The sequence below is a fragment of the Streptomyces sp. NPDC091289 genome, from assembly GCF_044757365.1.
Taxonomy (GTDB): Bacteria; Actinomycetota; Actinomycetes; order Streptomycetales; family Streptomycetaceae; genus Streptomyces.
This window is the reverse complement of the sequence record NZ_JBIVUT010000019.1, coordinates 54,169-66,230: the sequence shown is the minus strand read 5'-3', so window position 1 is coordinate 66,230 and position 12,062 is coordinate 54,169. Positions and strand designations below refer to the sequence as shown.

Below are 12,062 nucleotides of genomic sequence, written 5' to 3'. Positions count from 1 at the left end.
GCGGGGGTGGACCGGTCCGGGCCGGGTGCGCCGGACGTGGCGGGGGCCGGGGCGCTCACGCCTCGGCCCGCGCGATGAGGTCGGGGAGCTCGGCGACGGACCCGAGGACGTGGGTCGCGCCGTGCCGGGTCAGCTGGTCCTTCTCGTGGGCGCCGGTGAGGACCCCGGCGACGATCCCGGCGCCGGAGCGTACGCCGCTGAGCATGTCGTACGAGGTGTCGCCGGCCACCACGGTCCGCTGGACGTCGGCCACGGCCCCGGTACGCAGGAAGGCGGTCAGCACCATGTCCGGGAAGGGCCGGCCCCGGCCGCCCGCGTCGGCGGGGCAGAGGGTGAGCGGGACGAGGTCCTGCCAGCCGAGGGCGGTGAGGATGGCGTCCTGGGTGGTGCGGGCGAATCCGGTGGTCAGGACGACGGTGCGGCCCTCGGCGGTGAGGCGTTCGATGGCCTCGCGGGCGCCGGGGATCGGGGAGATGCGGCCGCCGTCGACGCGTTCCCCGTACGCCTCCTCGAAGGCGACGTTGGCGCGCTGGGCCTTGTCCTCGCCGCCCTCACCGCCCTCACCGCCCTCACCCGCGAAGAGGTGCCGGAAGACGGAGATCTTGGACTCGCCCATGGTGGCGCGTACGTAGGCGAGTTGGCGGGCGTGCTCGTCGGATCCGGGCCGTACGCCCAGGCGTTGGGCGGCGGCGGAGAAGGCCTGCTCGACGAGGCCGCCGTCGGCGACGGTGGTGCCGGCCATGTCGAGGACGACGAGGTCGAAGGGGGTGTCCGTGTGCCGTGTTGCTGAAGTCATCTGTTCACCAGCTCAGTTGGTCGGCGGTCGTTTCGGCGATGGCGGGCGAGCACGTCATGCCGCGCCCGCCGGGCCCGGTGACGAGCCAGACCCCGTCGGACACCTGCTGCCGGTGGACGACGCGTGAGGTGTCGGTGCACTGGGCGTAGACGCCCGCCCAGCGGTGGCGGACGCGGGGCAGCGGGCGGTCGAGGAAGGCCTCGACGACCCGGGTGAGGTGCTCGTAGGGCTCCTCGACGGTGTCGAAGGCGAAGGGGTGCTCGTACTCATGGGTGTCGCCGATGGTCAGTCCGCCGTCGCTCCGCTGCACCATGAGGAGTTGCATGCGGTGTTCGGCGGCGACCGGGTCCTGGTCCTGTCCGGCGTTGAGGGCGTCGAGCGCCTCGCCCCGGTAGGCGGGGTAGTAGCGGAAGCTGTCGGCGTCGGCGACGGAGGTGGTGAGCGGCTCGCCGAGCGGGTCGGTCTGCATCATCTGGAGGCGGACGCGGCGCACGGGCAGCTCGGGCCCGGCGAGTTCCCGGACGAGTCCGCCGAGCCAGGCGCCGGTCGCGAGGATCACGGTGTCGCCGGTGTGGACGTCGCCGTGGTCGTCGCGCACCGAGGCGGTCCCGACGACGTCCCGCACTTCGCGGCCGCCGAGATAGGTGTAGCGCCCGGAGGCCAGCAACTCTTCTTTCAGGGCGAGTTGGGCGGTGCGGGGTTCGACCGCCGCGTCCCGCTCGCACCACAGGGCGGCGGTGAACGCGCCGCGCAGGGCCGGGTTGAGCGCACGGGCCTCGTCGGCGGTGAGCAGCTTGTAGCCGCGCGCCGCCGCGTCGGGCCGGGCGACGGCCGCCTCGGCGACGGCGACCTCGCGTGCGGTACGCAGCGGGGTGAGCGAACCGCAGGCCCGGAAGCCGAGTCCCGGCACCCGCTCCCCGATGGCCTCCCACAACTCGCGGGCGCGCAGGGCGGTTTCCAGCTCCTCGCCACCGGCCCGCCCGCTGATCCATATCTGTCCGAAATTGCGGAGCGATGCCCCGCGCGCCTCGCTCTCGCGCTCGATCTGTACGACCTCGTGGCCGCGGCTGACTGCGTGCCAGGCGTGCATGGTTCCCACCACGCCGGCTCCTACGACGATGACTCTCACGTCGGCCACGCTCCTCGGGACGGGTGTCCCGCACGCGTCCGTTCACCGACGGGACGGTGAACGACCCCGCAAGTTTGGACCAGACCCGTTACTCTTTCGTTACCAAAGGGGGTGGGTGGCGACCGACGGAACCGGCCCTCGCCTCAGCTCCGCCCTTCGCCCCGCAGATGGGCGGAGAAGGAGAAGCGGTCGCCCCGGAACAGGGTCCGCACGCGCTCCAGCGGCCGGCCGTCGGTGTCCCGGGACAGCCGGTGGATCAGGAGCATCGGCAGGGCGGGCGGGGTCCCGATGAGCAGCGCCTCGCGGGGGGTCGCGAGGACGGTCTCGATCCGCTCGTCGGCGTCGCCGAAGGCGATCCCGAGGCGGTCGCGGAGGTAGGCGTAGAAGGAGGAGTCCGGATGGAACCGCGTGTCCAGGTCCGGGACGCGGGCGACGCCGACGTACGTGCTCTCCAGGCCGACGCGTTCGTCGTCGGCGAGCAGCACCCGCTCCAGGTGCCAGACCGGCTCGCCCCGCTCGACCGCGATCTCGGCGGCGAGCGCCTCGGGGCAGGGGAAGCGGTCCAGGCCGATGAGGTGGCGGCCGGGCCGCTTGCCCTGACGGCGGACGCCTTCGGTGTAGCTGGCCAGCGAGAGCGGCTGCTCCAGCTTGGGCCCGGCGACGACGGTGCCACGCCCCTGCCGGCGCAGCCGCCCTTCCAGGAGGAGTTCGCGCAGGGCCTGGCGGACGGTCTCGCGCGAGACCTCGTGCCGCTGGGCGAGCTCCCGCTCGGTGGGCAGGAGCCCGCCCTCGCCCAACTCGTCCAGCAGCACCGCGATACGGGCCTTGACCGCGTAGTACTTCGGGATACGGCCGTGCTCGGGGATGCCGGAGCGGATCGGTGCGCCAGGTGCCTGGTCGTTCGGGTAGTCCACGGCCCGATCGTCGCAGACGCGGGTGAACGGGCCGGTGGGGGTGGGGGTTCCGGTGCGAGTGCGGGTGCCGGGGCGGGTGCGGGTGCCGGGTCCGGGTTCCGGTGCCGGTGCGAGTTCCGGTGCCGTACGGGTGCGGGTGCGGGTACCGGTGCCGGTGCGGGTACGTGTGGGGGTGCGGGTGCCAGTGCCGCTCCGGCCGCCGTCCGCGCGTGAGGCGGCGGGGTGGCCGCCGCGCCGCCCGTCAGCCGGTGGCGCGGCGGGTCCGGCGGGCGTGCACCAGGAGGACGGTCCCGCCGAGCAGCAGCGCCCCGGCGGCGGCTCCGGCCCAGGGCAGCGACGCCGGTCCGGTGCGGGCGAGTTCGGGGAGGGGCCGGCCCAGGCCGTCGCGGGGCGGGAGGCCGGGACTCTCCTCGCTCCCGTCGCCATCGATGCCGGGGCGGGTCGGCGGGCGGGTGCCGGGGGCGCGGTCCGGGGACGGGTCCCGGCCCGTACCGGGGTCCGTACGGGAGCCGTCGGGATCGCCGGGCCACTCCGTACGGGTGCCGGCACCCGGGCCGGTGCGTTCCGGGTCGGGACGCTCCGACCGGGAATCCTCCGGCCTGGGGTCTTCCCGCCGCGGGCGCTCGGGCGGGGTGCGTTCCGGTTCGCGGATGCCGCCCGTGGCGCCGTCGACGATCACGAAGGGGTACTCCTCCGACTCCCCCACCCATTCGCCGTCCTCGCGCCCGCCGCCCTTGGCCTTGTCCTGGTGGCGGCGCTGGACGACGGCGGCGTGGGCGGTGACCGGGCCGGGGGCGGTGTCGGAGGTGAAGGCCATCCGGACGCGTACGGAGACGGTCTTCCCGGCGGGAACGGTGAACCCGAGGAAGGCCTCGCTCTCCTCGCCGTTCGTGCCGTTCTCGCTGCTCTCACTGCTCTCACTGCTCTCACTGCTCTCACTGCTCTCGCCGAAGACGCCGATCTGCTCGTCGCGGTCGGTGCTCTCCCAGGTGACCCGGTGTTCGGTCCCGGGGCGGCCGGGCTCGGAGAACTCCAGCTGGATCTGGTCCGACGTCAGCCTGCGGTCGCGGTCGGCGAGGACGAGGACCGGGTGCAGCGCCCGGCAGTCGGTGTCGGCGGTGTTGGTGAGGTCGAGGAACCAGGTGCCGTAACCACCGCCGGAGGCGTATCGGTCCGGGGCGTCCTGGATCCGGGTCTCGATGGGGAACTCCTTGGCGTCCGGGTCACCGCAGGCGGGCTGCTCATCGGCGGCGGCTAAGGAGGCGGGGGCGGGCGCGCCCGGCTGGGCGGCGGCCTGCGGGCCGCCGCCCAGGAGCGCGGCGGGGACCGTGATCCCGGCGGCCAGCCCGAGGGCGGCGCGCACGCGGGCGTCACGCAGCCGTGCGCAGGAGGTGGGGGGCATGAGGGGACACCCTTCGCTGCTCGCGGACGACCGGGGCGGGGGCCTCCGGTGGTGGCCTCCGACGCCATCACGCGCGCGCGTACTCAGAGAGTCGACATGCCGACTTGATTCATAGGATCACCCGACTGCGCCCAGCCCTGCCCAGCCCTGCCCAGGCCCGGCTCCCCGCCCCCTACCCCCGCTCCCCCACCCGCCCGAACACCGGCGCGAGCACGAGCTGCGCCGCGCCCTCCGCGACCGGCCGGTCACCGCCCCCGGCGACCGTGACGGTCACGCCCGCGCCCGCCCCGCCCCGCGCGGCCCGCTCCTCGATCACGGCCCGGACGCCCCGTACGTACGCGTCCTCGTCGGCGGCCACCGTCCGGCCGCCCAGGACCACCCGGCCGATGTCGAGCAGGCCGACCAGGTTGGCCGCGCCCGTGCCCAGGACCCGGGCGGCCTCCGCCCGGTCGCCGCGCGCCTCGGCGGCCAGGCACAGCGCCTCGATGCAGCCGTGGCCGCCGCAGCCGCAGAGCGGGCCGTCCAGTTGGAGGGTCTGGTGGCCGAACTCGCCCGCGCCCGTCCGCGCACCCCGGTGCACCTCGCCGCCGAGGACGAGGCCGGCGCCGAGCCCCGTACCGAGGTGGAGGTAGGCGAAGTCCGCGCGCGGCTCGTCGAACGACAGGGCCAGGGCGAGGGCCGCGGCGTTGGTGTCCTTGTCCAGGACCACCGGCAGCCCGGTCCGCTCGGCGAGGGCGGCGCGCAGCGGGTAGCCGTCCCACTGCGGGAATCCGGTGACCCGGTGCAGGACACCGTCCCGGTGGTCGAGCGGCCCGGGGACGGCGACGCCGAGACCCAGCACCGGCTTGTGCGGTTCGGCCGCGCACAGGTCCCGTACCGCGTCCGCCGCATCCGCGAGGACCCGGTCCGCCGGTGCGCCGAGGTCCAGGGGCGCGCGGGTGACGGCGACCGGCCGGCCCGCGAGGTCGACCAGGACGGCGGTGAGCCCGTCGCGGTCCAGGTGGAGCCCGACGGCGAACTGGGCGTCGGGGACCAGGCGCAGCACGGTGCGCGGCTTGCCGCCGGTGGAGGGGCGCAGGCCCGCGCCGACGGCGAGGCCGTCCTCCCGCAGCCGGGCGGTGATCTTGCTGACGGCCTGCGGGGTGAGGCCGGTGCCCTCGGCGAGCTCCAGCCGGCTGATGCCCTCCGCCCCGGCCGCCCGCAGCAGGTCCAGCACCAGCGCGGCGTTGTGGTGGCGCAGGGCCGGCAGATTCACCCCGGCCTGGGCCTTCGTCCGGCTCCCGTTCACGGCTCACTCCTCTTCACCACCCCATTGTGCCGGTCGCTTGCACTTTGGCAACAGCGTTGCTTAAGTGGAATGCATGACCCCCAACGCCCCCGACGCCTCCACCACCACCGGCGCCTCCGGCATCACCGGCACCACCGGCGCGCCTCTCCGCGTCGCCCTCGTCGGCTACGGCCTGGCCGGCTCCGTCTTCCACGCCCCGCTGATCTCCGCGACGGACGGCCTGGTCCTCGACACGGTCGTCACGTCGAACGAGGAGCGCCGGGCCGAGGCCCGTGCCGCGTTCGGCGACGTACGCTTCGCCGCCTCGCCGGACGAGCTGTGGGAGCGCGCCGGCGAGCTGGACCTCGTCGTGATCGCCACCCCGAACAAGACGCATGTCCCGCTGGCGACGGCCGCGCTGAAGGCCGGGCTGCCGGTGGTCGTGGACAAGCCGGTCGCCGGGACCGCCGCCGAGGCGCGCGAGCTGGCCGCGCTGGCCGAGGAGCGCGGGCTGCTGCTCTCGGTCTTCCAGAACCGCCGCTGGGACAGCGACTTCCGTACGCTGGCCGCGCTGATCGCCGACGGCGAGCTGGGCGAGGTGCAGCGCTTCGAGTCCCGCTTCGAGCGCTGGCGGCCGCAGCCGAAGGGCGGCTGGCGCGAGTCGGGCGACCCGGAGGAGATCGGCGGTCTGCTGTACGACCTGGGCAGCCATGTCGTCGACCAGGCGCTGGCGCTGTTCGGCCCGGCGGTCCAGGTGTACGCGGAGTCCGACGTACGGCGTCCCGGTGCGGCGGCGGACGACGACACGTTCATCGCGATCACCCACGCCAACGGGGTCCGTTCGCATCTGTACGTCAGCGCCACCACGGCCCAGCTCGGCCCGCGCTTTCGCGTGCTGGGCTCGACGGCGGGCTATGTGAAGTACGGCCTGGACCCGCAGGAGGCGGCGCTGCGCGAGGGGCTGCGCCCGGCGGCAGGTGTGCCGTGGGGCGAGGAGCCGGAGGAGCTGTGGGGCCGCATCGGCTCCGGCGAGTCCCCGCTGACCGGCGGCGGCGACCCGGTCCGTACGCTGCCCGGCGACTACCCCGCGTACTACGCCGCCGTCGCCGCCGCCGTGCGCGGCACCGGCGACAAGCCGGTCACCGCGCTCCAGGCCGCTGCCGCGCTGGACGTCCTGGAGGCCGCCCGCCGCTCGGCCCGCGAAGGCGTCTCGGTCACCCTTCTCCCCCACCACGACGAACTCCACCACGACGAACCGCACCACGACGCAGAGGAGCGGCGCGCATGAGCACCACCTCCCCCACCATCTCCGAGCTGATCGCCCAGGAGCGCCGGCTCACGCTGCCGCACTTCTCCTACGACGACGCGTTCGCGCTCGGCAGCCTGCTGGTCGCGCTGGCCCGGGAGCGGCACGCCCCGGTCGCGATCGACATCCGGCGCGGCGCGCAGCAGCTCTTCCACGCGGCGCTGCCGGGTTCGAGCGCGGACAACGACGCGTGGATCGACCGCAAGCGCAAGGTCGTCGAGCGGTACGGCGAGAGCTCGTATCTGGTGGGCACCCGGTTCCGGGCGAAGGGCACGACGTTCGAGGAGTCCTCGCGCCTGGACCCGGACACGTACGCCGCGCACGGCGGTTCGTTCCCGATCGCGGTGGAGGGCGCGGGTGTGATCGGCACGGTCACGGTGTCGGGGCTGCCGCAGGCCGAGGACCACGCGATGGTGGTCGAGGCGCTGGAGCAGTTCACGGCGACGCGGGGCGCCTGAGGGACGTACGTACGGGGCAGGCCGGGGACCCGGTCACCGTGCCCCCGGCCCACTCGCTCCGGCTTACGCCCCCTTCAGCTCCTGCCGCTGCCGGCCGAGCCCCTCCACCTCCAGCTCCACCACATCGCCCGCCTTCAGGTACGGCTTCGGCTCGGGCTGCCCCATCGCGACCCCGGCCGGCGTACCGGTGTTGATCACGTCGCCCGGGTAGAGCGACATGAAGTGGCTGAGGTAGCGGACGACCTCGCCGACCGGGAAGATCTGCTCGGCGGTGGTGCCGTTCTGCTTCAGCTCGCCGTTGACCCAGAGCCGCAGCGGCAGGGCCTGCGGGTCGGGCACCTCGTCGGCGGTGACCAGCCAGGGGCCCAGCGGGTTGAACGTCTCGCAGTTCTTGCCCTTGTCCCAGGTGCCGCCGCGCTCGATCTGGAACTCGCGCTCGGAGACGTCGTGCGCGGTGGCGTACCCGGCGATGTGCGCGAGGCCCTCCTCGGCCGACTCCAGATAGCGGGCGGTGCGCCCGATGACGACGGCGAGCTCGACCTCCCAGTCGGTCTTGCGGCTGCCGCGCGGCACCAGGACCGTGTCGTCGGGCCCGACGACGGTGTCGGGAGCCTTGAAGAACAGGATGGGCTCCGCCGGGATCTCCGCACCCGTCTCGGCGGCGTGGTCGTGGTAGTTCAGCCCGATGCACACGATCTTGCCGATGCGGCCCAGCGGCGGGCCGATCCGCAGCCCCGTGGCGTCCAGGGCGGGCAGCACACCGGGCGCCTCGGCGGCCGCCCGTACCCGGGCGAGCGCGGAGGCGTCGGCGAGCAGCTCACCGTCGATGTCGGGGACGATCCCCGACAGATCACGCAGGGTCCCGTCGCGGTCGAGAAGTGCGGGGCGCTCGGCGCCCGCCGTACCGACTCGAAGCAGCTTCAACGGTCCAGCTCCTCTTGGTCGAGGTGGAGAGCCCTCCGGCGGGTTGCGGCCGGCGGAGGACTTGGCTGATCGTCCAAGAGATGCGGACACTCCGCAAGACCTCGTTCACACACTGGACCGGCGCATCGGCCGCGCCGATTACGCCGCCGTGGCCATGGCGCCCCCGCCGACCGGCATGTCGCGGTAGAGCCAGGCCCGCTCGATCGCGGTCCACGTGGTCGTGGTGACGACGTACAGGGCGGCGGCCAGCGGGACGACGGCGACGGTGATCAGAGTGAAGAAGGACAGCAGCGGCATGAGCTTCGTCATGGCGCCCATGCCCGGCACGGCCTGCCCGTCCGGGCCTGCGGCGGGCATCGTCGGGTTGGCGGCCATCTGCCGCTTGGTGCGTCCGTAGTTGAACGTGGCGACGGCGGTGACGATCGCGAAGAGCCCCAGGTAGACCCACCCCTGTCCGCCGAACATCCCGCCGTGCGCGAGCGCGTCGTGCCAGCGCCCGCCGAGCGGTGCGCCGAGCAGGTCGTGGCTGAGCAGCGCGTTGGGCTCGCCGCCGATCGAGCTGCTGGAGAACAGGTGGTAGAGCAGGAAGAACGCGGGCATCTGGAGCAGGCTCGGCAGGCAGCCGGAGAGCGGCGACACCTTCTCGGCGGCGTGCAGCTCCATGATCGCCTTCTGCATCCGCTCAGGATTCTTGCCGTGCTTCTTGCGGAGCTCGGCGATCTGCGGCTGGAGCCGGCTGCGGGCCTTCTGCCCGCGTGCGGCGGCCCGCGACAGAGGGTGGACGGCGAGCCGGACGAGCGCGGTGAACAGGATGATCGCGGCGGCGGTGGACGCGGTCTGGAAGAACGGTTCGAGCAGATCGGCGATGGAGCCGACCAGGTTCGCGAAGGCGGACATGAAGGCGGACATGGGTGAGCCCTCCGGGGGTCTCGTCGTGCCGGGAGGTACCTGTGCGGCCGGCGGACAGGTACGGGGTGATCACTCGGCAGGACGACCGGCGCGGGGCGCACCGCACGTACGACACGTACGACACGTACGAAAGGCGGTGCGGAGGTGCGCTACGCGGCGGCCGTCAGGAGGGCGTACCCGGGCGCTCGGGGCCTGGTGCGGCCCCGGGCGTCGGGGTCGCGTTGCGGGAGGAACGCGGTGCGTTGCTCCCGGTCCCTGATGGCCGTACGGACCCGGGTGCGGGGCACCGGGGGCGCGCAGCGGGCGCTGATGACGGAGCAGGCGAGGAGTGCGGAGCCGGCGGCCGCGGTGGCGGCGAGCGCGACGGCGGCGGAGAGGCTGCCGCCCTCGGCGAGGAGGACCTCGGTGAGGAAGAGGACGAGGAGTCCGGCGGGCCGGAGCAGCCGGGCGAAGGCGCGGCGCAGGGGGTTGGCGTCCCGCACGATATGCACCTCCCGTCCCTCGATCCGTCTCTCGAACCGTTCCTCGTACCGTTCCTGCGCACCGTTCGTCGAAGCGGACGGCACTCCATTCGTTATACAGGATGATCGGATGCGCCCCGGGCGGCCGGGACACACCAGGGAGGCTTCCGGGAAGCACCCGGGACGGATCGGCGGACACATCGGCGGGCGCATAGGCGGGCACGACGGCGGGCGCGACGGCCACGATCAGCCCGCTGAACGCGCCGCGCCCCGGTGTGCTGCTCACCGCGGGCGCATAGAGGTGAGCTTCCCCCAGACGACGAGCCGGTAGCGGGAGCTGAACTCGGGGGTGCAGGTGGTCAGGGTCAGGTAGTAGCCGGGCGCGCTGTAGCCGACGGACGTCGTGATGTTGCTGCGCGGCACGGGCGCGATGACCCCGCTGTCGGACGGGGCGGTCTGCGCGAGGCGTTTGTCGACGGTGTACGTGTAGACGGCGTCCCGGGTCTCGACGGTGATCCGGTCGCCGCTCCGCAGCCGGTCGATGCGCCGGAAGGGCTCGCCATGGGTGTTGCGGTGCCCGGCGAGCGCGAAGTTCCCGGCCTGCCCGGCCTGCGCGGTACGGGCGTAGTGCCCGACGTACCCCCGGTCGAGCACCCCGCCCTTGCTGGTGCCCTCGGCGACGGGGGCGGTGAGCCCGATCCGGGGGATGCGCAGCACGGCGTACGCCTGGTCCCAGCGGGGAGCGGTACGGGAACGGGCGAGGGCCGCCGGGCCGCCCGGCGCGCCCTCGGCCGCCCCATGACCGGAGGCAGAAGGACGAGGCCCCGCGCCCCGTACACCGCCACCGCCCCCCTCATCCTCACCCCCATCACCGCCCAGGTCCGCCTCAGGGGCGGGCTCTTCCCACTCCCGCTGGAGGCTCTGGACGGTGCGCCCGGCGTCGGCGCGGGCCTCGCGGTTGGTCCACCACAGCTGATGGGCGACGAGGAGGAGCAGCACGACGCCGAGGGTCACGACGCACTCGGCCGACACCCACAGCCCCCGGGCGAGAAGACGCGGGCCGCCGCCACGGCCGCGCAAGGCGGGCAGAACCCCGCGTCCCCCCACAGCTCCCCGCCGCCGCATCGAGTCACCCCTCCCGCGTCCCGCGTCCCGCTTCGTCGTCGCCCTTCACCACGTGGCAAGCACGGCGCACACGGTCCCGCACCGCAAGCGCACCACGCACCGCGCACCGCGCACGGCGCACGGCGCACGGCGCACACGGTAAGGACACGTCGCGCACGGTAGGGGCAAACCTCACAACTCTCCAGACTTCTCCCGTTTCTCATCCCCCGACCTCTTCTCCCCGCCGTCGCCGTCCGGCAGTACCGTGTGGTCCATGCGCCCCGACACGCCTGCCGACCACACCACCGAAGCCGAGCGTCTGCTCCGCACCGCGGCGCAGTACCCCGAGGACCACGAACCGCTGATCCTCCAGGCCGCGGCCCATCTGGAACTCGCGGGAGACCGCGCCCGCGCGAGCACGCTCTACGACGACCTGCTCGGGGCCCCCGAGTCCACCGTCGACAACCCGCACCTGATCAAGGCCCTGAAAGCGGCCAACCTCTGGGAGTACGGGCACGAGGCCGAGGCCCGGGCGATCATCGACGGCATCCGTGCCGCGGGCCCGCTGGACGCGGCGCCGTGGCAGGTGGCCGCGGAGACCCTGGAGGCGCACGACGAGTTGGAGTCGGCGCACGACTTCCTCTCGACCGCGCTGACCCTGCTGCTGGCCCCCGGCGAGGAAGTCCCCTATGCGACGCAGTCCCTGCTGACCGGCCGCCACCGGGTCCGCAGGCTGATGGGCCTGGACCACGACGAGTGGGACGAGCTGGCCGGCGCGCTGCACACGGCCCCGGTCCCCCTGGACGAACTCCACGACCCCAAGCGCCTGTGGTCGCTGGGCTCCTCGGACCCGGTCGAGCTGAAGGCCGAGATCACCCGCCTCCGCGCGGAGCTGGGCACCTACCGCACGGCCCTCTCGCGCCCGTTCCCGGTGGCCGTCCTGCACTGGCCCGCGCAGGAACTCCGCGAACTCCTGACGGCGTACCCGGCGTTGACCGAGGAGTACGTGGACCGCGCGACCCACCTGTCCCGCCTGGAGACCGCACTCCGCGACCTCCACGCCACGGGCACCCCGAACCTGGGCATCGTCACGGGCACGGTCCCCTCGTACGAGGCCTTCGCCGCCTCGGAAGCCGCCTCCCCGGCCGACCCGGGCCTCCTCCCCCAGTACGCCACCACCCTCGCCGCCCGAGGCCGCGCCACCCCTTGGCCCCCGTCGCGCACGGCCGCCTGCTGGTGCGGGTCGGGGGAGGCTTATGGGGGGTGCCACGGGGGGTGAGCCGCCCGGCACTTCGGCCGGATCTCAAGGCCCGGGACCACGCACGACGGATGCGGGGTTCCGGGCCGAGCCGTCCGAGGACCCGCCGACGGCAGGCCGGACGAAGCAGTTCA

The 12,062-nt window shown here is 74.0% G+C and carries 12 protein-coding genes; 3 read left to right on the top strand and 9 right to left on the bottom strand.

The genetic code is table 11. The features are described from left to right. Window positions 1-55 precede the first annotated feature (55 nt). The 5 genes from ACIQPT_RS24950 to ACIQPT_RS24930 form a co-directional block, all read right to left on the bottom strand. Window positions 56-796 (bottom strand): phosphonatase-like hydrolase, encoded by a 741-nt coding sequence (locus ACIQPT_RS24950; RefSeq protein WP_401158621.1) that lies wholly within the window; start codon window positions 794-796, stop codon window positions 56-58. 4 nt (window positions 797-800) lie between these two features. Beyond that, window positions 801-1,925: a TIGR03364 family FAD-dependent oxidoreductase gene (locus ACIQPT_RS24945; protein WP_401158619.1), complete on the bottom strand. Its 1,125-nt coding sequence runs from the start codon at window positions 1,923-1,925 to the stop codon at window positions 801-803. Between the two features lie 143 nt (window positions 1,926-2,068). Continuing rightward, window positions 2,069-2,839 (bottom strand): GntR family transcriptional regulator, encoded by a 771-nt coding sequence (locus tag ACIQPT_RS24940; RefSeq protein ID WP_401158617.1) that lies wholly within the window; start codon window positions 2,837-2,839, stop codon window positions 2,069-2,071. 241 nt (window positions 2,840-3,080) lie between these two features. Continuing rightward, window positions 3,081-4,241 carry a peptidase gene (locus ACIQPT_RS24935; protein WP_401158615.1) on the bottom strand — a complete coding sequence of 387 codons (1,161 nt, stop codon included), beginning with the start codon at window positions 4,239-4,241 and terminating at the stop codon, window positions 3,081-3,083. A gap of 172 nt (window positions 4,242-4,413) precedes the next feature. Then, a complete protein-coding gene (locus ACIQPT_RS24930) occupies window positions 4,414-5,529 on the bottom strand; it encodes an ROK family protein (protein WP_401158613.1) in 1,116 nt (371 codons plus the stop codon). Between the two features lie 73 nt (window positions 5,530-5,602). Between ACIQPT_RS24930 and ACIQPT_RS24925 the strand changes: the two genes are divergently transcribed. Both ACIQPT_RS24925 and ACIQPT_RS24920 read left to right on the top strand, forming a co-directional pair. Further along, window positions 5,603-6,796 (top strand): Gfo/Idh/MocA family oxidoreductase, encoded by a 1,194-nt coding sequence (locus ACIQPT_RS24925; RefSeq protein ID WP_401158611.1) that lies wholly within the window; start codon window positions 5,603-5,605, stop codon window positions 6,794-6,796. Further along, window positions 6,793-7,272: a heme-degrading domain-containing protein gene (locus tag ACIQPT_RS24920; RefSeq protein WP_401158609.1), complete on the top strand. Its 480-nt coding sequence runs from the start codon at window positions 6,793-6,795 to the stop codon at window positions 7,270-7,272. Before ACIQPT_RS24925 ends, ACIQPT_RS24920 begins: the two co-directional genes overlap by 4 nt. 63 nt (window positions 7,273-7,335) lie before the next feature. Here the strand turns inward: ACIQPT_RS24920 and ACIQPT_RS24915 are convergent, their stop codons facing one another. The 4 genes from ACIQPT_RS24915 to ACIQPT_RS24900 form a co-directional block, all read right to left on the bottom strand. After that, the gene (locus ACIQPT_RS24915) at window positions 7,336-8,196 is read right to left on the bottom strand and encodes a fumarylacetoacetate hydrolase family protein (protein ID WP_401158606.1); all 861 of its coding nucleotides are present in this window, start codon (window positions 8,194-8,196) and stop codon (window positions 7,336-7,338) included. Between the two features lie 138 nt (window positions 8,197-8,334). Next, window positions 8,335-9,105: a YidC/Oxa1 family membrane protein insertase gene (locus ACIQPT_RS24910; protein WP_401158604.1), complete on the bottom strand. Its 771-nt coding sequence runs from the start codon at window positions 9,103-9,105 to the stop codon at window positions 8,335-8,337. Window positions 9,106-9,254: 149 nt separating this feature from the next. Then, window positions 9,255-9,587 (bottom strand): DUF6412 domain-containing protein, encoded by a 333-nt coding sequence (locus ACIQPT_RS24905; protein ID WP_401158602.1) that lies wholly within the window; start codon window positions 9,585-9,587, stop codon window positions 9,255-9,257. A 261-nt stretch (window positions 9,588-9,848) separates the two neighbouring features. Further along, entirely contained in the window at window positions 9,849-10,646 is a 798-nt protein-coding gene (locus tag ACIQPT_RS24900; protein ID WP_401158600.1) for a class E sortase, read from the bottom strand. A 298-nt stretch (window positions 10,647-10,944) separates the two neighbouring features. On the opposite strand from ACIQPT_RS24900, the gene ACIQPT_RS24895 reads away from it, so the two are divergent. Continuing rightward, window positions 10,945-11,949: an SEC-C domain-containing protein gene (locus ACIQPT_RS24895; protein ID WP_401158598.1), complete on the top strand. Its 1,005-nt coding sequence runs from the start codon at window positions 10,945-10,947 to the stop codon at window positions 11,947-11,949. The last annotated feature ends 113 nt before the right edge of the window (window positions 11,950-12,062 follow it).